The following is a 21,662-nucleotide window of genomic DNA, read 5'->3' on the forward strand; positions in this document are numbered from 1 at the left end:
GATTTCAAGTCAGCAGCAGCCGGCCGAGATGGACCGGCAGGACTTCAGCGCGATACCAGGCGCTGGCGATCGGATCGGTGATCGGCGCGATGCCTTCGGTGGCGGCGGCCAGCGCTGCGGCGATGCCGTTCTGGTCGAGCGACTTTCCGAGCAGCGCCTTTTCCGCCGACTTGGCCCGGATCGGCCGGTCGGCCATGCAGCCGAGCGCGATCCGCGCCGAAGACACGGTGCCGTCGGCAGCCTGTTCCAGAATAGCCGCGATGCTGAGCACCGAGACACCCTTGGGCTTGACCCGCGACACTTTCAGGAAGCGGAAGCTGTCGGCCTTCGGCAGCGTGCAGCTGACTGAGGTGACGATGGCACGGCTGCCGTCCCGCCCGGCCAGGAAGGTACCGATCGGTGTCTCTCCGTCCTCGGTGCCGACCGTGGCATCGAGCGCCAGCAGGGCAACGGTGAAGTCGCCATAGGGCGCAGGCGCGAACAGATTGCCACCGACGGTCGCCATGTTGCGGATCGCCGGACCGCCGACGGAGCGCGCGGCCTTGGCGAGCGCGCCGAGATCCGGATGACGGGCGATTGCAGCCATCGTCACCGAAGCGCCGATGCGGACCTTGCCGCCGGCGACCGCGATGGCCGATAGGGCCGGGTCGGTCGACCTGACAAGGCCGGAGACGGAGACATCGCCTTCATTGGCCGCGCGCACGACCAGCGTGCCGCCGCCGAGATAGCGCGTACCCTGGGCCCTCAGCGCCGTGTTGGCGTCCTTCACCGTTGCGAAAGTCTGGAGTGCCAGCGCCATGGCCCGCTCCTTCAGCTCTGGCCGGCAAAGTGGCTTTTCAGGGCATTGAAGCCGCCCTGGAAGACGTTGGCGCCCATGCCGGCGGCGATCTTGTCGGCTTCTTCGGGTGCCGCATCGAAGCTGGCGGTCCATTCGGCATAGGTGCGGTCGCCATCGGTGACGCGCCTGAGCTGCAGCGTCGCCTTGTGGTTGGTGAGCGGCTGCGGCGTCTCCAGGATAGAGTAGCTGACGAGAAAGTTCTCATCGGAGAAGTCGAGCAGCTTTTCGCGGATGCGGGCGCCACTGGCGAGCTCGAAATTGCGCACGCAGCCGATCGTTGAGGCGTCCTTGCCGTCATCGATATGGCTCTCGACCATACGCGGATGCCAGCCCGGCAGGCCGTTGAAGTCGCGTATGCGCGCCCAGACCTTTTCGACCGGCGCGTCGATGACGCTGGAGATGGTGACTTTGGCCATAGGACGTTCCCTCGCGAATGCGGCAGCTGGGCAAGGGTAGGGCGCCGGTTGCGGTGACGCTTATCAAAGCGTCTTGTGAGCGTATCAAGGAGTCTGAAAAAGCGGGCTCGGCAGGCCGGCTCAGGCATTCGCCCGTGCGGCCTCGCGGTAGAGCGTCGGCGGCACGCCGACATGGTCGCGGAAGAAGCGCGAGAAATTGCCCTGCGTGGTGAAGCCGAGATTGCAGGCAACCGACATCAGCGGCTCCTGCGACCACTGCAACTGCCGCACCGCTTCCTCCATGCGAAGCGTGTTCCAGTAGACATTGGGCGTCAGATTGGTCTGTTCCTTGAACAGGGCGAAGAAATGCGGCCGCGACAGGCCAACGCTGCGCGCCACGTCGTCGAAGGAGATGCGCTCGCTGACATTGGCCTTCATCAGTTGGATCGCCTTGCGGACGCGGAAATCCTGCATGGTGTTGATGCGGATGCGCGCTTCGTGCGGCGCCGAGGCATCGGCGGCATCGAGCACCGAATCGATGAAGCGCTCGATCTCGTAATTGGCGACGTCGTCGACGCTTTCATTGTCGGTCAGATGGTCCAGCAGGCTGGCGGCGGCCTGGTGCAGCCAGGGCTCCAGCGTGATCGCCGCTTGCGAAAACAGCGGCGCCGAGGAGGGCAGGTCGCGGCGACGCCGCGCCCAGTCGGGATCGATGTAGAACGCAAGGAATAGGCCGGGCCTGCCGTTCTGCGACAGGACGTGGCTGTGCGGCTGGAAGGAATTGATGCCGGCGGCGGTGCAGGGGCCGAGCCGGACCGTCTCGCGGCCGATGGTCATCTCGCCGGCGGTACCTTCGAGCCAGATGATCAGATGGGCCTCGACATGGGCATGGGTGACGAAGTCGCTTGCGACATTCAGGACAGAAACATGTCCGAACCGGCCCCAGTAGAGCCTGATCGCGTCCGTCATGGGTATAACCTCCCGCAGGCGACTGGCCTCCCTTCGCCTGCATCGAGGATTGTGCGGCCGGTTTTCGGTCTCCGTCAAGGCATAGGCTGTCGGCCGGTCGCCGTGGCAGGCAGCTTCAGCCGATTTTCAGACTGAGCGATAGGCACCGGAACGAATAGAGCTTCGGCGACGACCGGCACTCAATCGCTGCGGCGGAAGTTGCGGATTCGGTCGAACAGCACGGCAAGGAGGATTGCGCCGCCGATGAAGACACCTTGCCAGAAGGCGTTGATGCCAAGCAGGCCGAGGCTGTTGCGGATCACCTCGATGAGGGCAGCACCCACAATGGCGCCGAAGGCGGTGCCGACGCCACCGGCCAGATTGGCGCCGCCGATGACGGTCGCGGCGATGACCTGCAGCTCCATGCCGGTGCCGAGATTGGTGGTCACCGCACCCAGCCAACCGGTCTGGATGATGCCGGCAATGCCGGCCGCCAGCGCCGAGATCATGTAGACCGCGACCTTGATCGGCTTCACCGGGACGCCGGTCAGCGTTGCCGCGTGCTCATTGCCGCCAATGGCGAAGATGTGGCGGCCGAACTTGGTCCAGCGCAGGGTAAAACCGGTGATCAGCGCCAGTATGATGGTGTACAGCACCGGATTGGCGATGCCGAATACCCAGGCACCGCCGCCAAGCGCCAGCAGCTTGTTGTGGTCCGGGCCAAACTGGAAGACGACGGTGTTGTTGGAGGCAACCATGGCCAGACTGCGGGCGATCGACAGCATGCCAAGCGTCACCACGAAGGGCGGAAAGCCGATATAAGCGATCAGGATGCCGTTGAAGGCGCCAATGGCGAGCGCGGTGGCGATCGAGGCCAGGATGCCGATTTCGATCGAGTAGCCGGCATGCATGGTGACGGCCAGCACCATCGACGACAGGCACAGCACCGAACCGACCGACAGGTCGATGCCGCCGGTGATGATGACGAAGGTCATGCCGAGCGCGATGATGGCGACGAAGGTGACATTGCGGGTGATGTTGTAGAGGTTCTTCGAGGTGGCGAAGGCGTCGGTGGCAAAAGACAGGAACAGGCAGGCGAGGATCACGGCGATCACCACCCAGAAGGTCTGGCTGGCGAACATCCTTGTCAGCAAGGATTGCTGCTTTTGCACGATCGGCTGGTCAATTGTCAGTGCCATCGTCGACCTTTATCCCATAGAGAAAACGCTTGAGAATCAAACCTGTTCGATGGCGCCGGTGATCAGCCCGGTGACTTCCTCGGGCGAGCTCGACGCAATCGTCTTGTCGGCCACCTTGCGACCGCGCCGCATGACGATGACGCGGTCGGCGACGTCGAAGACGTCGGGCATGCGGTGACTGATCAGCACGACTGATATGCCCTGGTCGCGCAGCCGGCGGATCAGGTTCAGCACTTCGGCGACCTGCCTGACCGAGATCGCCGCCGTCGGCTCGTCCATCAGCACGATCTTGGCCTGCGACAGCCTGGTGCGGGCGATCGCCACCGCCTGGCGCTGGCCGCCGGACATCTGCTTGACGAGGTCGCGCGGCCGGGTTTCGGACTTCAGCTCGGCAAAAATCTGGCCGGCGCGCTTGTACATGGAGGCGTAGTCGAGGATGCGGAACGGACCGACGCCGCGCCGCAATTCGCGGCCGAGATAGACGTTCGCCGCCGCGGTCAGATTGTTGCAGAGCGCCAGATCCTGGTGAACGATCTCGATGCCGTGCTGGCGCGCCTCGACCGGCTTGTGCAGGATCAGTTCCTTGTCATCCATGCGCATCGAGCCATGGCTCGGCCGGAAATTGCCGGCGATCATCTTGACCAACGTCGATTTGCCGGCGCCGTTGTCGCCCATCAGGCCGACGACCTGGCCGGGCTCGATCGACAGCGACACGTCGTTGACCGCCTGGATGGCGCCGAAATGCTTCGAGATATTGGTGAGTTCGAGAACCGCCACCAGCCTATTGCCTCCCCGTGTCTGCCGCATGCCCAGGACAGGGTGCGGCGTTCGCATCGCTCTCCCCAGCTCCTCCCGGAAACGGCGATGGCGGCATTTACGCAAATGCCCGCGCGGGCGTCAATTGTCAGACGAATAAGAACCGGCAATTGTCGGAGAAATAAGGTAGGCGACATCCGCGACGCAGGTTTTGCCATTTCGAAAAATCCGTTTTGTAGGACAAATGGCATTGACGTTGGCTTCGCGCCGTTATTAGCTGAGCCTTGGAGGAGTACTCCACCGACCCTGTTGCCGGTTTGCCGTGCGAGGTCTGGTGGACAATTGTCGGTCCTTGCCAGCCCGCGCTGGATTTGGCTGACCGAACTGAAAATGCTTATCGACCCGGCTTGGTGACACGAGCGCTCGCATAACGATCCTCTGTCATCGCCCCCGGGTTGGTCTGTGTGGCGGGCACGCCGTGTCCGTCTGTTTCCAAGGGAGGACTGATATGAGGAAAACAGTTTTGCTCGCTGCCGTCGCCGCCATGGCGCTGGGCGCCGGGCCGGCTTTGGCCAAGAAGCAACTCGTCATCGTGGTGAAAGGTCTCGACAATCCGTTCTTCGAAGCCATCCACCAGGGCTGCGAGAAGTGGAACAAGGAAAACGCCAGCTCGGAATATGAATGCTTCTACACCGGCCCGGCATCGACTTCCGACGAGGCCGGCGAGGCGCAGATCGTCCAGGATATGCTGAGCAAGGCCGACACGGTGGCGATGGCGATTTCGCCGTCCAACGCGCCGCTGATCGCGCAGACGATCAAGACCGCCAATCCGACGATCCCGATAATGACCATCGACGCCGATCTTGCCAAGGCAGACGCAGCCCTGCGCAAGACCTATCTCGGCACCGACAACTATCTGATGGGCAAGAAGATCGGCGAGTACATCAAGAAGGGCAAGCCGAAGGGCGGAACGATCTGCACCATCGAGGGCAACCCTGCAGCCGACAACATCCTGCGCCGCGCGCAAGGCATGCGTGACGCGCTGTCGGGCAAGGAAGGCCTCGCGGCACTTGCCGGCGAAGGCGGCTGGACCGAAGTCGCCGGCTGCCCAGTGTTCACCAATGACGATGGCGCCAAGGGCGTGCAGGCGATGACCGACATCCTCGCCGCCAACCCCAAGCTCGATGCTTTCGGCATCATGGGCGGCTGGCCGCTGTTCGGCGCGCCGCAGCCCTATCGCGACCTGGTCGGACCGCTGAAGGACCGGCTGGCCAAGAACGACTTCGTCATCGGTGCCGCCGACACGATCGGCGACGAAGTGGCGATCGCCAGGGACGGCCTTGTCACCGCGCTGGTCGGCCAGCGGCCGTTCGAAATGGGCTACAAGGCGCCTTCGGTGATGATCGATCTCATCAAGGGCACCAAGGTCGCCGATCCGGTGTTCACCGGTCTCGACGAATGCACCAAGGACACGGTCGACACCTGTATCCAGAAGTAAGTCTTTCGATCCGGGGCGCTCGGCTGACGGGCGCCCCGTCAATTCCTGAGCGAGACGCCGTGGCGAGGGGCAACAGGCTCCGGCCTTAACGCGTCCGTGGTTTGGATTTTCGGCAACAGGATCGGTGCCGTGCAGTTCCGGATCGATCCGGGCGACTGACGGGCCGACCTATTGGAACGTGGATGCCGGACGAGAAGGCAAACAAACAAGCCAGCCGGGCCAAGGCGCAGGCCAGCAGCGGTCCGGCGGTCGTGCGCAGAGCGGATGCGGCGCACTTTGTCGGGTCCAGCGTCCATACCTCGCTCGCCAGCGAGATCGGCCTGCGGATCGTGCGCGGCGATTATCCGCCCGGCAGTATCCTGCCCAACGAGGCCAAATGGGCCGAAACTTTCAATGTCAGCCGCTCGGCGGTGCGCGAGGCGATCAAGATGCTGATGGCCAAGAGCCTTTTGGCATCGCGCCCCAAGATTGGCAGCTGGGTCGAGCCGAAGGAGCGCTGGAACCTGCTCGACCGCGACGTGCTTGCCTGGTACGCGACCGCACCCGACCGCGAAGCGTTCCTGCGCACCGTGCAGGAGTTCCGCCACATCATCGAACCGGAAGCCTCGGCCTTTGCCGCCATGCGACGCAGCGACGAGCAGATGGCTGAGATCAGCCTAGCCTGCCGTGAGATGGGCGAGGCGGCGAATTTGCCGGAACGCATCCGCGCCGACACGCGCTTCCACCTCGCCATCCTGCGGGCCTCGGGCAACGACCTTCTGGTGCCGCTCGGCGTGCTGATCGAGTCCGCGCTCGACCATCTTTTCGTCTTCACCACGCGACAGGTCGGCGACCAGCGGCGAGCGCAGAAACTGCATGAGGCGATCGAGAAGGCCATCCGCCTGCAGCGTCCCGCAGCGGCCCGCAATGCCGTGCACAAGCTGCTCGCCGACACCGATGAGGGGATCGGAAGCCGGCGGCGGTAGACCGGCCGGCCGTTCGCGCTTCAGATCGTCTGCTTCTTGCCGTCCTTCATCGGCATCAGGTCGACGCCGTTCACCTCAGCGATATGCGTTGCCAGCATCGGTACGAACTGCTCGGTCGGACCGGTGGCATGGGCGCCGGCGAAGGAATTCTTGGTGGCATTGCCGAGCGGGTTGGCGATGCCGGCGGCACCCGCCATGGACTCGAGATAGGTCAGGTCCTTGAAGGCGTTGGCGATGGTGAATTTGTGGGCGTCACGGTCGCCTTCCAGCGTCCAGCGCATGAAGGTCTGGTAGAAGCCGCAGTCCATGCGGCCGTTGCGGATGACGCTGTCGAAACGCGGCGGCGAGATGCCGACCTTTTCAGCCAAGGCCAATGCTTCGGAATAGATGGCGGCGTAGCCAAGCGAGATGAAATTGTTGAGCAGCTTCATGCGGTGGCCGTCGCCGGTGTCACCGATATGGACGATGCGGCCGGCCCAGGTTTCGATCACCGGCTTGATCCGGGCAAAGAGAGCGTCGGGGGCGCCGACCATGGCATCGAGCGTTCCTTCCCAGGCTTCCTTTGGCGTGCGGCTCAGCGGCGCATCGACAAAGTCGACGCCGACCTCCTTCAGTTCTGCCGCGAGCGCCACGGTCGAGACCGGGTCGGAGGTCGAGCAATCGACGACGACCGAGCCCTTCTTCAAACCTTCCTTGAGGCCGCCGGGGCCGCGGATGATGGCTTCGACTTCGCGCGAACCGGTGACGCAGATGAACACGATATCGGATGCCACGGCCACATCGCGCGAGGTGGCTGCCTCCTTGGCGCCCCGGCCCAGCAGATCCTCCGCCGGCTTGCGGTTCTTGCGGCCAAGGAATGTCAGGGGATAGCCCTTGTCGACGATGTTCTTGGCGATGCCGTGCCCCATCAGGCCAAGGCCGATGAAGCCGATCTTTTCGCGCGCGGCGGTGGTGTTCATGTCGTCGTTCCTATCCCGGATTATCGATAATTGCGCCGCCGTTTTAGCCATATACGGTTGCAGAAAGCAATATTGTCTGACAATAGACGGGAATTCCAGAGCCTGTCATGGAGACCAGAATGACGAAGCGGATCATGTTCACCGGCGGCAGCGGCAAGGCTGGGCGTCACGTCGTGCAATATCTTGTCGAGCAGGGCTGCCAGGTGCTCAACATCGACACCAAGCCGCTCGACAATCCCAAGGTGCGCACGCTGATCACCGACATCACCGATAGCGGCCAGGTGTTCAACGCGCTGTCGAGCTATATGGGCCTGCACGAATTCGACCCGTCGCTGCGTCCGCAGCCGGTGGATGCGGTGGTGCATTTCGCCGCCATCCCGCGCATCATGATCACGCCAGACAATGAGGTGTTCCGCATCAATGCGATGGGCACCTATAATGTCATCGAGGCTGCAGTGAAGCTCGGCATCCGCAAGGTGATCATCGCCTCCAGCGAGACGACCTATGGCCTGGTGTTCGCCAACGAGCCGCGCGATCCCAAATATTTCCCGCTCGACGAGGCGTATGACGTCGACCCGATGGACAGCTATGCGCTGTCCAAGGTCGTCAACGAGAAGACGGCACGTGCCTTCGCGCAGCGCAATGGCACCGACATCTATGCCTTGCGCATCGGCAATGTCATCGAGCCGCACGAATATTCGCTGTTCCCGAAATGGTTCGCCGATCCCGGTTTCCGCAAGCGTATCGCCTGGAGCTACATCGACGCGCGCGATCTTGGCCAGATCACGTTGCGTGCCGTCGAGAAGGACGGGCTCGGCTACCAGGTGTTCAACGCCGCCAATGAGGACACTTCGTCGGATCTGCCGACGGCCGAACTCCTGAAGCGGTTCTATCCCAACGTGCCGGTCAAGGCCGAACTCGGCGAATACGAGACGCTGCTGTCGAACCGCAAGGCACGCGACATGCTGGGTTTCCGCCCGGAGCATAGCTGGCGCAAATACGTCAAAACCGCCTGAGCTAGCAGGCAGACGCGGGCTGGGCTGTGCATAGCGACGCGCTTTGCGGCTCAACCGTTCGGTGGTGCTTGACAGCTTCCGTAAACCGGCCTTTCTGAGGCGTATGCGGGACGCGAAGCCGAACAAGGAAAAATCGCCGAAAAAGGCGGCCGCTGCCGAGCGCCCGGCCGGTGTTCGCCGGGCTGGTGCGGCGCGCATTCCGGGCTCAAGCGTGCACACGTCGCTGGCCAGCGAGATTGGCCTGCGGATCGTGCGCGGTGACTATCCGCCCGGCACCATATTGCCCAATGAGGCAAAGTGGTCGGAGACCTTCAGCGTCAGCCGTTCGGCGGTGCGTGAAGCGATCAAGATGCTGATGGCCAAGAGCCTGCTGGCCTCACGCCCCAAGATCGGCAGCTGGGTCGAGCCGAAGGAGCGCTGGAACCTGCTCGATCGCGACGTGCTCGCCTGGTATGCGACGTCGCCCGACCGCGAGGTGTTCCTGAAAACGGTGCAGGAGTTCCGCCACATTATCGAGCCGGAGGCGACCGCCTTCGCCGCCATGCGGCGGACCGACGAGCAGATGGCCGAGATCAGCCAGGCCTGCCTCGAGATGGGCGAGGCGACCAGCCTGCAGGAGCGCACCCGCGCCGACACGCGCTTTCATCTTGCCATCCTACGCGCCTCGGGCAACGATTTGCTGGTGCCGCTCGGCGTGCTGATCGAATCCGCCTTCGATCACCTGTTCGCCTATACGACGCGGGCGGTCGACGATCTCAATCATGCGCAGAAGCTGCATGAGGCGATCGAGAAGAACATCCGCCTGCAGCGGCCGGATGCCGCGCGCGCCGCGGTGCGGAAATTGCTGGCCAACACCGACCATGTGATCAAGTCGCGTTAGACAACCAATCAGCCCGCGGCAGGATTGCTCCGGCTATTTTGCGCGCGATCCCGGCGGTAGGTCTTTGCACATACTTCGGGTCTGGAGCCACGGATTTGCCCGCCGTGGCGCTGCTGCGTCCTCAGAATGCGCCGATAGTGGCGCAAACGGCAGCCGGTTTTCGAGACTGTCGACAGGAAACGCCTTTGACCCGAACCGACTTGAGCCGGCCGAGCCCCGGCATCGACAGCTCCTACGCCTGGATGCGGCTGGCCATCTCGATGGTGCTGGCGACGATCGGCGCGGTCGGCATGTGGGCCGTCGTCGTTGTGCTGCCCGCCGTGCAGGCGGAGTTCGGTGTCGACCGCGCCGCGGCATCCATGCCTTACACGGCAACCATGGTCGGCTTTGCCGCCGGCAATGTGCTGGTCGGCCGCGCCATCGATCGCATGGGTTATTGGATCCCGGCGCTGATTTCTTCCGTTGCGCTCTCCGCAGGCCTCCTGCTTGCCGCGCTGTCGACCTCGATCCTGCAATTCACCCTTGCCCAGGGGGTACTGATCGGCGTCGGCACGTCGGTGATCTTCGGGCCGCTGATCGCCGATATCTCGCATTGGTTCAACCGTCGGCGTGGCGTTGCCGTCACGGCGGCGGCCGCCGGCAACTATCTCGCCGGCGCGCTCTGGCCCACCATCATGCCGACGCTGATCAAGGCGGAAGGCTGGCGTTTCACCTATGCGGCGATCGGCATCTTCTGCCTGGTCACCATGGTGCCGCTGGTGCTGCTGCTGCGCCGCGGTGCCCCGGATGCGGCAGCCGCCGGCTCGCCGGGAAGCCGGCCAGTGCAGCCGATTCCGATGTCGCCTGCGGCATTGCAGGTGCTGCTGGTCATCGCCGGCCTCGGCTGCTGCGTGGCGATGTCGATGCCGCAAGTGCATATCGTCGCCTATTGCATGGATCTCGGCTACGGCATTGCGCATGGCGCCGACATGCTGTCGATCATGATGGCGGCTGGTGTCGTCAGCCGGCTTGCCTCCGGCTTTATCGCCGATCGCATCGGCGGCGCTAAAACCTTGATCATCGGTTCGGTGCTGCAATGCCTGTCGCTGCTGTTTTACATCCCGTTCGACCGGCTCGCCTCGCTCTATGTCGTGTCGCTGGTGTTCGGCCTGTCGCAAGGCGGCATCGTGCCTTGCTATGCGATCATCGTGCGTGAATACTTGCCGGCCAAGGAGGCCGGCCAGCGTATCGGCATCGTCATGATGGCGACGATTTTCGGCATGGCGATCGGCGGCTGGATGTCGGGCTGGATCTACGACCTGACCGGTTCCTACGCCGCCGCCTTCCTCAACGGCATCGCCTGGAATCTGCTGAACATACTGGCCGTCGGGCTGTTCATGTGGAAGGCAAGGGACAGGGCCGTCATGGCAGCCTGAGGCACCTCGGCTTGACAAGCGGCAGGCACTGCGCGACCCCAGGGGCCAAGGGGTGAGGCAGCAGGCCGGTGAGAGATGGCGACAGCTGAGATAATCGTATTGCGGACGCGGTTCGGCGACTGCGGGCAGTGGCCTTGATCAAGCCACGCTCGCGCCGGGGCGGCGGCCGCCCGACCATATCGGATGTCGCGCGCAAGGCCGGCGTCGGCGCCATCACCGTGTCGCGCGCATTGCGCGAGCCGGAGCGTGTCTCTGAAGAATTGCGCCGCCAGATCCAGGCAGCCGTCGACGAGCTTGGCTATGTGCCGGATCCCAATGCGCGGGCGCTGGCCTCGGCGCGTGCCGAAGTGTTCGGCGTGCTGGTGCCGTCGCTCACCAACAACGTCTTCGCCGAAGTGGTCCGCGGCATCTATGACAGCCTGTCGGACGGCCCGTTCCGCATCCAGCTCGGCAACACGCATTATTCAGGCCTCGAGGAAGAGCGGCTCTTGCAGCTTTTCGGCTCGCAGCGGCCGGCGGCACTCATCGTGGCCGGCATCGACCAGACGCCGACCTCGCGAAAACTGCTGGAGAATGCCGGTTGCCCGGTGGTCCAGGTGATGGAGACAGGGCCTGATCCCGTCGACATGCTGGTCGGCTTCTCGCATTTCGACGGTGGCAGGACGGCGACCGAGCACCTCATCGAGGCGGGTTACCGCCGCATCGGCTTTATCGGCGCGCGCATGGACCCGCGCTCGCAGCGGCGCCTGGCCGGTTACCGCGCGGCGATGGAGAAAGCCGGCCTGTTCGACCCGCGCCTGGTCACCACCACGCCGGTGCTGTCCAGCGTGCCGCTCGGGCGTGAACTGTTCCGCGACGCACTGGCCAAGATGCCGACGCTCGACGGTGTCTTCTGCAACAATGACGACATCGCGCTCGGCGTGCTGTTCGAATGCCATCGGGCCGCGATCGACGTGCCGAAAACCATCGGCATCGTCGGCTTCAACGATCTCGACATGATGCAGGTGGCGTTTCCCTCGATCACCAGCATCCGCACCTACCGCTACGAAATCGGCAGGCGCGCGGTCGCCATGGCGCTGGCGGCAATCGCCGGCGCCAGGCCGCAAGAGCGGATCGTCGACCTTGGCTTCGAGCTCAAGCGCCGCGAGAGCACGGCTCGCTGAACATGCTTTCGAGACCGCCCGCAAATGGCGCTTTACACAACGTCATGGTAGCGCTACCATTTTCATTGAGCTGGCATCGTCGCTTAGACGCCGAGCCTGTTTATTATACATAAGCAACAGCTCATGCTTGTTTATTATGTATAATATGATAGGTTTCACGCCGCTGAAGGGGGGCGGCAAGGGGAGGGATCGCAGAGGTCTTCGGCACCTGGCAGGCGCGACTGGGCAAGGCGGAGGAGCCGCCCAGAAACGCGAAAATTCCACAAAAACTGAACCGACAAATCAGAACTGCAATCGGGAGGATTATCGATGATCAAGTCACTCGTTGGTGGCATCGTTGCCGCCACTGCATTCGTCATGTTGAGCTCTTCGGCGATTGCCGCGGGCCCTGAAATCGTCAAGGGCCCGGCGGCCGAGCCAGATTGCTTCTCACCCTGGGCCGCGGACACGCTGTTCTTCAAGTTCCCCAAGAAGGCCGGCCCATACCGCATTGCGCTCGCCAACGGTTATATCGCCAACACCTGGCGTATCCAGATGGTGCAGACGGCGAAGGCCTATGCGGCGCAGAAGGATGTCGCCGCGAAGCTGAAGGAATTCAAGGTCGTCTCGACCGGCGAAGACGTGCCGGCGCAGATTTCGGCAATCAACAACTTCATCGATTCCGGCTATGACGCCATCGTCGTCAACGCGCAGAATCCGACCGCCTTCGGGCCGGTGATCAAGCGCGCCAAGGAGGCCGGCGTCGTGCTGGTTGCCTTCGACAACATTCTCGACACCAAGGACGCCATCAACGTCAACGTCGACCAGAAAGGCCTTGGCGAGCTGTGGGGCAAGTGGTTGGTTTCGCATGTGCCGAATGGCGGCAAGGTGCTTGAGGTGCGCGGCGTTGCCGGGACGTCTGTCGACACCGACCGCCACAATGGCATCCACGAAGTTCTCGACGCCTCCGGCAAGAAATGGGCCGTCACAGAGGTCGTCGGCAAGTGGGATGACGGCGTTGCGCAAAAGGCTTCGGCCGATGCGATCGCCACCAACGGCCCCTTCGACGGCGTCACTGGACAGGGCGGTGACACCGGCATCGTGCAGGCGATGATCGATGCCAAGCATCCGTTCGTGCCGTTCGGCGGCGAGACCGAGAACGGCTTCCGCAAGTTCTGCGCGGCCCACGCGGCCGACGGGTTGAAATGCTCGTCAGCCGGTACCGGCCCGGCGCAAGTGGCGGTTGCCATCAAGACGGCGATCGCAGCGCTTGAAGGCAATGTCGTTCCACAGTCGGTCAAGCTGCCGCTGGCGATCGTCGAGGATCCCAACTTCAAGGCTGGTCAGGATTTCTTCCCCGACCAGTCCGACAATTTCTTCGTCGGCAATTCCTTCCCGACCTGCGGCATCAATTTCACGGCGCAGGAAATCATGGGTCAGACCAAGGCTGACCAGTAGGCTGCACACCCGGCGCCGTGGGATCTCCTGCGGCGCCGGCCACTCGAATCCCTGGTCGTCAAAGTGCCTCGGGAGGGCCGATGGACGGTGCGGTTCCGCTCTTCCAGATGGAAGGCATATCCAAACGCTATGGCGGCGTGCGAGCGCTGGAAAAGGCGGAGCTTGTCGTCACGTCCGGCAGCATCCACGCCATCCTTGGCGAAAACGGCGCCGGCAAGTCGACGCTGATCAAGGTGATGGCGGGCGTCGTCGCGGCCGACGAAGGCCGCATGATGCTGGATGGCCGCGAGGTGACCTTCGCTTCGCCGGCTGCCGCCAACAAGGCAGGCATCGTCTGCATCTTCCAGGAACTGTCGCTGGTTCCCGAACTCAGCGTCGCCGACAACATCGTCATATCAGACCCGCCCAAACGCTTCGGCATGATCGACCGCAAGGCGCAGCGCCGCATCGCCGAGGAGGCATTGGCGCGCGCGGGGGCTGCAGACATCCATCCGCTGGCATTGGTCAAGGACTTGCCCTTGTCGCGCCGGCAGATGGTTGAGATCGCCAAGGCGCTGGCCAGGAAGCCGCGCATCCTGATTCTCGACGAGGCGACATCCGCGCTCACCGCGGCGGATGTCTCGAACATTTTTGGCGTGCTGAAGCGGCTGCGCTCGGAAGGGCTGGCGCTGCTCTACATCTCGCACCGCATGAACGAGATCGCGGAACTCGCCGATCAGTGCACGGTGTTCCGCAACGGCCGCAACGTTGCCAGCTACAAGGCCGGCTCGAAGAGCGACAATGAGGTGGTCGAACTGATGATCGGCCGCGAATACAGTCACATCTTCCCGCCCAAGCCGGCGACCGTGCCAGCCACAGCTGCACCCAGGCTTGAAGCCCGCAAGCTGTCGTGGACCGATCGGCTGGACAAGATCTCGCTGACCGTCAGGGCAGGCGAGGTGGTCGGCCTCGGCGGTCTCGACGGCCAGGGCCAGCGTGAATTGCTGCTCGCTTTCTTCGGCGTGCTGCGCGGCCTTTCCGGCGAGGTGCTGATCGACGGCAAGCCGGTGAAGATCGGCAGTCCGGCCAAGGCGCGGCAGGACGGCATCGGCATGGCGCTGATCCCGGAAGACCGCAAGACCGAAGGGTTGATGCTGCCGATGACGGTGCGCGAAAACCTGTCCTTCGCCGCGCTCGACCGGCTGTCGAGGGGCGGCATCATCGACCGCGCCGCCGAACAGCGGCTGATCGACGACATGGTCGGCCTTCTGGCGATCAAGACGGCGGGCCTCGACATTCCGGTCGGCGCGCTGTCGGGCGGCAACCAGCAGAAGGTGGTCATCGCCAAATGGCTGATGCGCCAGCCGCGCATCATCCTGCTCAACGATCCGACGCGTGGCATCGATGTAGGCACCAAGCAGGAACTCTACCAGCTGATGCGCAAGCTGGCGGATGCCGGGGCGGCGATCCTGTTCTATTCGACCGACTATGACGAGTTGATCGGCTGCTGCGACCGGGTGCTGGTGCTCTATGACGGCGCCGTCAAGCGCGAGCTGGTCGGCGCCGAGATCACCGAGCGGGCGCTGATTTCAAGCGCCCTCAACATCCATGGCGAGGAGAGCCCCGTGGGCCTGGGAGCAGAAGCGTGAAGGATTGGCGCTATTGGCTGGCCGAGCAGCGCGGAACGCTGCTAGCGCTCGGCATCTTCATCGTCATGTTCGTCATCTACACGTCGAACCATCCGGCCGGTTTCACCGCCAATGTGGTGCAGACGGCGGCGAACAAGGGCGTGCTGCTCGCCTTCGTCGCCATGGCGCAGACACTGGTGGTGATCACCGCCGGCATTGACCTGTCCGTCGGCATGATTTTTCTCCTCACCAACTGCCTGGCCTCCTGGCTGGTGGTGGGCACGCCGATGCAGACGGGGCTCGGCGTCATCGCCGTGCTGGCGGTTGGCCTTCTCTGTGGCGCCATCAACGGCGCCATTGTCATCTACGGCCGGCTGCAGCCGATCGTCGCCACCATCGCCACCGGGGCGGTCTATTACGGCATCGGCCTTTTGCTGCGGCCCTTCCCTGGCGGTTCGGTCAATGAGGATTTGGCCGATGCGATGACCGGTCGCGTGTTCGATGTGGTGCCGGCGAGCCTCGTCGTGCTGCTGGCCATCGTGCTGGTGATCTGGGTGCCGTTCAGCCGCTCGGTGCTTGGCCGCGCTGCCTATGCGGCTGGGTCTTCGGAGACGGCGGCCTACATGTCCGGCGTGCCGATAAGGCGCGGCAAGTTCGCCGCCTACACGCTGGCCGGGCTGCTGGCCGCGATCGGCGGGCTGTTCCTCACCTTCTTCACCTATACGGGTGACGCGGCCTATGCCAGCGGCAACGCCTACACGCTGTTCTCGATCGCCGCCGTGGTGCTGGGCGGCGTCTCGCTGTTCGGCGGCAAGGGCAGCGCCATCGGCGCCATCTTCGGCGCTCTTGCCTTCCGTACCATCGGTGATTTGTTGTTCGTGTTTGATTTCGATCCGCTCTGGCAGCCGCTGTTCCAGGGCGTTATCCTGCTGATCGCCGTCAGTCTCGGCGCCTTCGCCCTGTTTCGGGTCCGCAACCGGCTGGAGTGGTTCCTGTGAGCGAAACGACGCCGATGGTTGGGAAAAGCGACGGCGGCATTGCCGGCCGCATGCCGAAGTTCATCCGCCGCGCCGATCCGGCGGTGCTGACGGCCTTTGCCTGCATCGTCCTGTTGCTGTTCCTCGGCAGTCTCTATTCCAGAAGCTTCCTGTCGCCTGAATATCTGCTGCAGCAGCTCAAGGTCGCTTCGTTCCTCGGCGTCATTGCTACCGGCATGATGCTGGTCGTCCTGCTCGGCCAGATCGACCTGTCGGTGCCGTGGTCGGTGGCGGCCGGGGCGATGATGGCCTGCGCTGCGGCCGCCTACGGTCCGGCCGGGGTGGTGTTGGCTATTCCGTTCGGCATCTTCTGCGGCGTCCTGATCGGCATCGTCAACGGCATCGGCGTCGCCTATCTGCGCATTCCCTCGATGATCATCACGCTCGCCACCAACGCCGTCGCGCAAGGGTTGATGGTGGTCTATACCGGCGGTTTCTCGCCACAGGATTCGGCGACCCCCGCCATGCGTTACCTTGCCACCGGCTTTGCCATTCCGGGCGTGCCCAACGCCGTCATCATCTGGGCTGTCATCGGCGCGGCAATGGTGTTCGTGCTGACCCGCACCGGTTTCGGCCGCACCGTCTATGGCATCGGCAACCGCGAGCGCGCCGCCTATCTATCGGGCATTGACACAAGGCGTGTGGTGATGATCGCCTTCGCTGTCTCCGGCGGGCTCTCCGCCTTCGGCGGCGTGCTTCTGGCCGGCTATGCATCCAAGGCGGCGCAGTCGATGGGCGATGCCTATCTCTTGCCGTCGATCGCGGCTGTGGTGCTTGGCGGCACCTCGATCCTCGGCGGGCGCGGCTCCTATCTCGGCACCGTCGCCGGCGTCATCCTGATCACGCTCTTGCAATCCATCCTGTCGGTCATGCAGATGCCGGAGGCGGGCCGGCAGATCATCTATGGCGTCGTCATCGTCGCCATGCTGCTGCTCTATGGCCGCGCGCCGGCAAGCCGCTGACAGTGGACGAAGAGGCAGCGCAAGCGCCAACGGGCGCTCCCGGTTCAGTGCCTCCGGCCATCGTGGTGATGGGGGTCGCCGGCTGTGGCAAGTCGGCTGTCGGTATCGCGCTGGCGGCCGCCCTCGACGCCGTCTTCATCGAGGGCGACCGGCTCCATCCGCCAGAGAATGTAGCGCGCATGGCCAGCGGCGAGCCGCTCACCGACCAGTTGCGCGAAGGCTGGCTCGACGCCATCGGCGAGCGCATCGCGGCATCGGTCGGCAAAGGGCAGGGCGTGGTCGCGGCCTGCTCGGCGCTGAAGCGCAGTTATCGCGAACGGCTGCGCGGTTTTTGCTCTGACATCGTCTTCCTCTACCTGGAGATCGATCCTGCCACTGCGCGACGGCGCGTTGCCAGCCGCAAGGGTCATTTCATGCCGGCAAGCCTGGTCGACAGCCAATTCGCCATTCTGGAGCCGCCAGGGAGGGATGAGCGGGCCCTGACAATCGACGCGACGCGACCCGTTGCCGATGTCGTTGGCGATGCGATGCGGCTGCGGGCCACGTCATGAGCCGGTATCGTCGCCGATCAGGGCCTCGTCCGAGGCTTCGGTCATCCGCCGGCTGCCGGACCAGATCAGCATCTGTTCGGGAAACAGTTTCAGCGCTTCGAGCAACCGGTCACGCTTGAGCAGGATGTAGCGTGCCTGCAGCACCATGTCCTTGGCTCCGTCCCGTCCCATCTGCGCTTCAACCGGCAACAGCTCCGGGCTGATGACGGCCCGGTATTCGCGGAAGGGAACGGTCTCGAAGGTCGACATGGCGAACAGCGCCGCCTTCCCCCTTGCGGCGAAATTCGCTGGCGCCGAGGCAAGATGCGTCCAGCCGCTTTCGCCGAGCGCGACCTCGGTGAAGGTCGAGCCTGCGTGGATGGTGTTGGTCATCAGCACCACGCCATTGCGCTTCAGAATCTTCTGGATTCGGATGGTGACTTGATAGGCGTCGTCGCGCTCGAAGACGATGCGGCTTTTGAGGTAGCGGTTCTCGACCTTGACCAGCGGCTGGTTCAGGAAACGCAGACCGAACATCGATTCCGAGACACCGTGGGAATTGACGCTCACCTGGTGTGCCTCGATGCGGGCCTCGTGCAGGGCGCGCTTGCCGAAGATGGTCTGGGAGGTGAACTGATCGCACCAGACGATGGCGCCATGGCCGCGCCGCAACGCTGCGTGCAGTCCTTCCTGTCCTTCCAGCCGGATTGTCGGCACCCATCGGAAGCCGGCGAGGTGTGCGGCAAGCTGCAGCCGGCGGCGATGGCGCGCCGCGAGCAATGCCTCGAACAGGCCGCGCGGATCGATATCCTTGCCAAGCACTGCGTGCGTCGCGGCGGCATAGCCTGGAAATTGCTTGCGCATATGGCGCTTCAGGCGAAACCTGGACATCCGATCGCAGATCGATGCCCACCAGCGCACCGGCACTGAAGCCGCGACCAGGAGATAGAAGAGAGCCATCGCGCTTTCGCGCAGGTCCTGGTTCGAGAACCGGCGCACCTTGCCGGGGTGGACCACCTTGCGGCTGAAGAAGCGCACGTCCTCAGCCCTTTCCGGCACGGGGACGTCGGCGATGATCTCAGTCTGGAATCTGGCCGTGGCGGTTGGCCTGGGGGCAGTTTTTCGGGATCTCGCGAACTTCGACAGCCTCATCCCGCGGGCGTCCATCGTTCCTGTTGCTGCAATGCGCCTGCGCGCATCGCGCAATCTTACAGTGATGAGCGCCGATCGCCAGCCGTGGATCTAAAGCGCGTCATGCGATGCGCTTTGGATCTTTGTTGTTACGCATGTCGTTCTCCCAAAACCGAGGTCCCTTTTGGGCGACATGCATTAGATTTGCGACGACAGCTCGACCGGGAAATCGTCGTTGTCGGCATCGCGCATGGCGGCGAGGCTTCTGTTATCCAGCACCTCGGCGATCGCCTGGCGCACTTCCAGCATCATGTGCCGGACCTGGCAGGTGGCTTCGTCGCAATCCTCGCAGCGCTGGTACTGCGTGCGGCTGGCGCAGGGAATCGGCGCCAGCGGCCCGTCCAGCACGCGCACGACATGGCCGATCTTGATCTCGGAGGCCGGGCGAGCGAGGCGATAGCCGCCTTCCTTGCCCTTGCGGCTCTGCACGAAGCCGGCATTGCGCAACTCGCCCAGAATGGCATCGAGGAATTTCTTCGGGATGTTGTTGGCGACCGCGATGTCGTTGACGAAGGCCAATTGGCCAATCGGAAGGCCGGAAAGATGCACGAGGGCCTTGAGGCCGTATTTGCCTTTTTTTGTCAGCATGCCCGAGTCAACCCATAAAAGCCCCAACCACCCGCATCTGGCGGCTGTTTGTGTGCAAATAATGACGATTTCGCCGCGCGAAGGCATTTCGCGAAAACAAGACGCCAAATGGCACGTTAGGCACAAACGCGTTGATTCTTTGTAACGTTTTGCAGGGATGGCGCCGTATTCGGGTTGGCTGATGGCAAAAACCAAGAAAGCCGGCTTGTTGCCGGCTTTCCCTCATCTGTTCTTTGTATGCTGAAGCCGTCAGCGGCTGCCATAGGCCTGGTCGAGCAGGCCGCCGGCGGTGAAATGCTCTTTCTGGATCTTGTCCCAGCCGCCGAAGACGTCCTCCACCGTCAGCAGGCGCACTTCGGGGAAATCGGCCTTGTATTTGGCGGCGACGGCTGCGTCGCGCACACGGTTGCCGTTCTGGGCCAGGATGTCCTGGCCCTCGGGCGTGTAGAGGAAATCGAGATAGGTCTTGGCCAGATCGCGGGTGCCGTGCTCGTCGGCGACCTTGTCGACGATTGCCACCGGGAATTCCGCCAGCAGGCTGACCGAGGGCGTGACCTGCTCGAACTTGTCGTCGCCATACTCCTTACGGATGCCGCGCGTCTCGGATTCGAAGGTGATCAGCACGTCGCCGATTTCGCGCTGCACGAAGGTGGTGGTCGCGGCACGTCCGCCGGTGTCGAAGATCGGCACATTGTTGAACAGCTTGGTGATGAACTCCTTCACCTTGGCATCATCGCCCTTGAAGGCTTCCTTGGCGTAGGCGGTGGCCGCCAGATAGGTGTAGCGCGCATTGCCCGATGTCTTCGGATTGGGGAAGATCACCTGCACGTCGTCGCGTACCAGATCGTTCCAGTCCTTGATGTGCTTGGGGTTGCCCGCGCGGACGAGGAAGGACGGCAGCGAATAGAAGGGCGAGGCGTTGTTGGCAAAATCCTTCTGCCAGTCGGCCGAGACAAACCCCTTCTTGACGAGGAAGTCGATGTCGGTGACCTGGTTGAAGGTGACGACATCGGCGCCAAGGCCCTCGGCGATGGCGCGCGCCTGCGCCGAGGTGCCGGCATGCGATTGGTCGATGCTCACGCCTGGATGCCCGGCGACGAAGGCCTTGTTTACCTGGACGAACAATTCGCGGCCGACGTCATAAGAGGCGTTGAGCAGTTTGTCGGCCGACCAGGCTTGGGAGGACGCGAGGAACAGGCCGGCAACAGTGGCAACGCCGAGGAAAAATCGCTTCATGAAAAAAAGCTCCGGATGCAATGCGTTTATCTCCAGACCATAACCGTGGCGCAGGGGGCAGGGCGAGGCATGGGCTCCAGAGCTTGGCGCTCCTTGCTAGAAAAACCGTTGCCCGAACAGGCGGATCGTAGGATTTTCTTTCAAGTGGAGTCTCGGCCGATCGCCTTCAGCCCCTGACGAAGGTGACAAATAGATACACATTGTGTATGCAGAGTGCTACGGTGATGTAAAGGAGTCTTGCATGACGAAGGCCGCACCTGAGACCCATGCCAAGCCCGTCAATCTGCGCATCCGAGAGGACATGCGCATACTGATTGACCGTGCAGCGAAATTACGCGGAAAAACCCGTTCCGACTTCATGATCGATGCCGCTTACCGTGCAGCCGAGGACACGTTGCTAAATCAAGCCCTGATCAAGGTGGATCCCGAGAGTTACCGGCATTATCTGGACATCCTTGATGAACCGCCAGGCGGGGAAGGTTTTGGGCGCCTTATGAACGCGCCCAGGCCATGGCAGGACTGATGCTATCGGCGCCCACGCCGCTGGCTGAAAACCACGATCTCGAACTTTTCCAAAGTGGTACCGAAAGCCTCGACCAATGGCTTCGCCGCAGGGCACGGGCCAACCAGGTCGGTGGCGCGTCGCGAACTTATGTGGTGGCGGAAGGCGCACGCGTTGTCGGCTACTACTGTCTGTCTTCGGGCGGCCTTGATCTCACGTCGGCGCCTGGCCCCATCCGTCGCAACATACCGGATCCCATCCCAATAGTTGTGCTCGGGCGCCTCGCCGTGGATGCAGGCTGGCAGGGAAAGGGGCTGGGCGCAGCGTTGCTGCAAGACGCCGTTCTGCGCGCTGGCCATGCCGCAACGATCCTCGGGATTCGCGGCATTTTTGTTCATGCCGTATCGGATGAGGCGAAAGCCTTTTATCAGCGCTACGGTTTTGCGGCTTCGCCGAAAAATCCGATGACCTTGGTGCTGTCGTTGAAAGGCCTGGTGAAAGGGTAGATCACTGCCATCGGACCGAGATGTCGCTTTGGCA

General features: G+C 63.3%; 23 protein-coding genes. 14 read left to right on the forward strand and 9 right to left on the reverse strand.

From position 1 onward, the window contains the following. Positions 1–4 precede the first annotated feature (4 nt). The 5 genes from HGP13_RS16125 to HGP13_RS16145 form a co-directional block, all read right to left on the reverse strand. Positions 5–799: an FAD binding domain-containing protein gene (locus HGP13_RS16125; protein ID WP_172227157.1), complete on the reverse strand. Its 795-nt coding sequence runs from the start codon at positions 797–799 to the stop codon at positions 5–7. 11 nt (positions 800–810) lie between these two features. After that, positions 811–1,254 (reverse strand): SRPBCC family protein, encoded by a 444-nt coding sequence (locus HGP13_RS16130; protein ID WP_172227159.1) that lies wholly within the window; start codon positions 1,252–1,254, stop codon positions 811–813. Between the two features lie 120 nt (positions 1,255–1,374). After that, complete coding sequence (locus tag HGP13_RS16135) at positions 1,375–2,202, reverse strand: AraC family transcriptional regulator (RefSeq protein WP_172227161.1); 828 nt, start codon at positions 2,200–2,202, stop codon at positions 1,375–1,377. Between the two features lie 179 nt (positions 2,203–2,381). Further along, positions 2,382–3,380, reverse strand: a complete 999-nt coding sequence (locus HGP13_RS16140; protein WP_172227163.1) for an ABC transporter permease — start codon at positions 3,378–3,380, stop codon at positions 2,382–2,384. 36 nt (positions 3,381–3,416) lie between these two features. Next, entirely contained in the window at positions 3,417–4,157 is a 741-nt protein-coding gene (locus tag HGP13_RS16145; RefSeq protein ID WP_172234739.1) for an ATP-binding cassette domain-containing protein, read from the reverse strand. A gap of 487 nt (positions 4,158–4,644) precedes the next feature. Between HGP13_RS16145 and HGP13_RS16150 the strand changes: the two genes are divergently transcribed. Together HGP13_RS16150 and HGP13_RS16155 are read left to right on the forward strand one after the other, a co-directional pair. After that, positions 4,645–5,634 carry a substrate-binding domain-containing protein gene (locus HGP13_RS16150; protein WP_172227165.1) on the forward strand — a complete coding sequence of 330 codons (990 nt, stop codon included), beginning with the start codon at positions 4,645–4,647 and terminating at the stop codon, positions 5,632–5,634. Between the two features lie 182 nt (positions 5,635–5,816). Then, positions 5,817–6,599, forward strand: a complete 783-nt coding sequence (locus tag HGP13_RS16155) for a FadR/GntR family transcriptional regulator (protein WP_172227167.1) — start codon at positions 5,817–5,819, stop codon at positions 6,597–6,599. A 20-nt stretch (positions 6,600–6,619) separates the two neighbouring features. Here the strand turns inward: HGP13_RS16155 and HGP13_RS16160 are convergent, their stop codons facing one another. Next, positions 6,620–7,609: an NAD(P)-dependent oxidoreductase gene (locus HGP13_RS16160; protein ID WP_348647137.1), complete on the reverse strand. Its 990-nt coding sequence runs from the start codon at positions 7,607–7,609 to the stop codon at positions 6,620–6,622. A 68-nt stretch (positions 7,610–7,677) separates the two neighbouring features. Between HGP13_RS16160 and HGP13_RS16165 the strand changes: the two genes are divergently transcribed. From HGP13_RS16165 to HGP13_RS16205, 9 genes are all read left to right on the forward strand, one after another. Then, positions 7,678–8,574, forward strand: coding sequence for an NAD(P)-dependent oxidoreductase (locus HGP13_RS16165; protein WP_172227170.1), 897 nt, complete (start codon positions 7,678–7,680; stop codon positions 8,572–8,574). Positions 8,575–8,677: 103 nt separating this feature from the next. Continuing rightward, entirely contained in the window at positions 8,678–9,454 is a 777-nt protein-coding gene (locus HGP13_RS16170) for a FadR/GntR family transcriptional regulator (RefSeq protein WP_172227172.1), read from the forward strand. Between the two features lie 185 nt (positions 9,455–9,639). Continuing rightward, complete coding sequence (locus HGP13_RS16175; RefSeq protein ID WP_172227175.1) at positions 9,640–10,869, forward strand: MFS transporter; 1,230 nt, start codon at positions 9,640–9,642, stop codon at positions 10,867–10,869. 134 nt (positions 10,870–11,003) lie between these two features. Beyond that, positions 11,004–12,032: a LacI family DNA-binding transcriptional regulator gene (locus HGP13_RS16180; RefSeq protein ID WP_172227177.1), complete on the forward strand. Its 1,029-nt coding sequence runs from the start codon at positions 11,004–11,006 to the stop codon at positions 12,030–12,032. Positions 12,033–12,341: 309 nt separating this feature from the next. Continuing rightward, complete coding sequence (locus HGP13_RS16185) at positions 12,342–13,469, forward strand: sugar ABC transporter substrate-binding protein (protein ID WP_172227179.1); 1,128 nt, start codon at positions 12,342–12,344, stop codon at positions 13,467–13,469. Positions 13,470–13,549: 80 nt separating this feature from the next. Beyond that, the gene (locus tag HGP13_RS16190; RefSeq protein ID WP_172227181.1) at positions 13,550–15,097 is read left to right on the forward strand and encodes a sugar ABC transporter ATP-binding protein; all 1,548 of its coding nucleotides are present in this window, start codon (positions 13,550–13,552) and stop codon (positions 15,095–15,097) included. Further along, a complete protein-coding gene (locus HGP13_RS16195; protein WP_172227183.1) occupies positions 15,094–16,074 on the forward strand; it encodes an ABC transporter permease in 981 nt (326 codons plus the stop codon). The genes HGP13_RS16190 and HGP13_RS16195 overlap by 4 nt, the downstream gene beginning before the upstream one ends. A 14-nt stretch (positions 16,075–16,088) precedes the next feature. Then, a complete protein-coding gene (locus HGP13_RS16200) occupies positions 16,089–17,075 on the forward strand; it encodes an ABC transporter permease (protein WP_172234740.1) in 987 nt (328 codons plus the stop codon). Between the two features lie 2 nt (positions 17,076–17,077). Beyond that, entirely contained in the window at positions 17,078–17,626 is a 549-nt protein-coding gene (locus HGP13_RS16205) for a gluconokinase (RefSeq protein WP_172227185.1), read from the forward strand. On the opposite strand, the gene HGP13_RS16210 is transcribed toward HGP13_RS16205, so the two are convergent. Then, complete coding sequence (locus HGP13_RS16210) at positions 17,621–18,643, reverse strand: hypothetical protein (protein ID WP_246707409.1); 1,023 nt, start codon at positions 18,641–18,643, stop codon at positions 17,621–17,623. The two genes, HGP13_RS16205 and HGP13_RS16210, sit on opposite strands and share 6 nt — an antisense overlap. Between HGP13_RS16210 and HGP13_RS37930 the strand changes: the two genes are divergently transcribed. After that, positions 18,624–18,851, forward strand: a complete 228-nt coding sequence (locus HGP13_RS37930; RefSeq protein WP_246707410.1) for a hypothetical protein — start codon at positions 18,624–18,626, stop codon at positions 18,849–18,851. The two genes, HGP13_RS16210 and HGP13_RS37930, sit on opposite strands and share 20 nt — an antisense overlap. A gap of 83 nt (positions 18,852–18,934) precedes the next feature. Here HGP13_RS37930 and HGP13_RS16215 read toward each other — a convergent pair whose 3' ends face one another. Further along, a complete protein-coding gene (locus HGP13_RS16215) occupies positions 18,935–19,384 on the reverse strand; it encodes an Rrf2 family transcriptional regulator (RefSeq protein WP_172234741.1) in 450 nt (149 codons plus the stop codon). A gap of 249 nt (positions 19,385–19,633) precedes the next feature. After that, positions 19,634–20,620 (reverse strand): sulfate ABC transporter substrate-binding protein, encoded by a 987-nt coding sequence (locus tag HGP13_RS16220; protein WP_172227189.1) that lies wholly within the window; start codon positions 20,618–20,620, stop codon positions 19,634–19,636. A 241-nt stretch (positions 20,621–20,861) separates the two neighbouring features. On the opposite strand from HGP13_RS16220, the gene HGP13_RS16225 reads away from it, so the two are divergent. After that, positions 20,862–21,143 carry a DUF1778 domain-containing protein gene (locus HGP13_RS16225; protein WP_172227191.1) on the forward strand — a complete coding sequence of 94 codons (282 nt, stop codon included), beginning with the start codon at positions 20,862–20,864 and terminating at the stop codon, positions 21,141–21,143. Then, positions 21,143–21,628 (forward strand): GNAT family N-acetyltransferase, encoded by a 486-nt coding sequence (locus HGP13_RS16230; protein ID WP_172234742.1) that lies wholly within the window; start codon positions 21,143–21,145, stop codon positions 21,626–21,628. Before HGP13_RS16225 ends, HGP13_RS16230 begins: the two co-directional genes overlap by 1 nt. Positions 21,629–21,662 lie beyond the last annotated feature (34 nt).

Source organism: Mesorhizobium sp. NZP2077 (assembly GCF_013170805.1).
In the GTDB taxonomy this organism is placed as follows: Bacteria; Pseudomonadota; Alphaproteobacteria; order Rhizobiales; family Rhizobiaceae; genus Mesorhizobium.

Excerpts from the sequence above, each read along its gene's own strand:
- HGP13_RS16125 (WP_172227157.1), bottom strand. The coding sequence starts at position 799 with ATGGCGCTGGCACTCCAGACTTTCGCAACGGTGAAGGACGCCAACACG.
- HGP13_RS16130 (WP_172227159.1), bottom strand. The coding sequence starts at position 1,254 with ATGGCCAAAGTCACCATCTCCAGCGTCATCGACGCGCCGGTCGAAAAG.
- HGP13_RS16135 (WP_172227161.1), bottom strand. The coding sequence starts at position 2,202 with ATGACGGACGCGATCAGGCTCTACTGGGGCCGGTTCGGACATGTTTCT.
- HGP13_RS16140 (WP_172227163.1), bottom strand. The coding sequence starts at position 3,380 with ATGGCACTGACAATTGACCAGCCGATCGTGCAAAAGCAGCAATCCTTG.
- HGP13_RS16150 (WP_172227165.1), top strand. The coding sequence starts at position 4,645 with ATGAGGAAAACAGTTTTGCTCGCTGCCGTCGCCGCCATGGCGCTGGGC.
- HGP13_RS16155 (WP_172227167.1), top strand. The coding sequence starts at position 5,817 with ATGCCGGACGAGAAGGCAAACAAACAAGCCAGCCGGGCCAAGGCGCAG.
- HGP13_RS16160 (WP_348647137.1), bottom strand. The coding sequence starts at position 7,609 with ATGGCTAAAACGGCGGCGCAATTATCGATAATCCGGGATAGGAACGAC.
- HGP13_RS16165 (WP_172227170.1), top strand. The coding sequence starts at position 7,678 with ATGACGAAGCGGATCATGTTCACCGGCGGCAGCGGCAAGGCTGGGCGT.
- HGP13_RS16170 (WP_172227172.1), top strand. The coding sequence starts at position 8,678 with ATGCGGGACGCGAAGCCGAACAAGGAAAAATCGCCGAAAAAGGCGGCC.
- HGP13_RS16185 (WP_172227179.1), top strand. The coding sequence starts at position 12,342 with ATGATCAAGTCACTCGTTGGTGGCATCGTTGCCGCCACTGCATTCGTC.
- HGP13_RS16190 (WP_172227181.1), top strand. The coding sequence starts at position 13,550 with ATGGACGGTGCGGTTCCGCTCTTCCAGATGGAAGGCATATCCAAACGC.
- HGP13_RS16200 (WP_172234740.1), top strand. The coding sequence starts at position 16,089 with ATGGTTGGGAAAAGCGACGGCGGCATTGCCGGCCGCATGCCGAAGTTC.
- HGP13_RS16215 (WP_172234741.1), bottom strand. The coding sequence starts at position 19,384 with ATGCTGACAAAAAAAGGCAAATACGGCCTCAAGGCCCTCGTGCATCTT.
- HGP13_RS16220 (WP_172227189.1), bottom strand. The coding sequence starts at position 20,620 with ATGAAGCGATTTTTCCTCGGCGTTGCCACTGTTGCCGGCCTGTTCCTC.
- HGP13_RS16225 (WP_172227191.1), top strand. The coding sequence starts at position 20,862 with ATGACGAAGGCCGCACCTGAGACCCATGCCAAGCCCGTCAATCTGCGC.
- HGP13_RS16230 (WP_172234742.1), top strand. The coding sequence starts at position 21,143 with ATGCTATCGGCGCCCACGCCGCTGGCTGAAAACCACGATCTCGAACTT.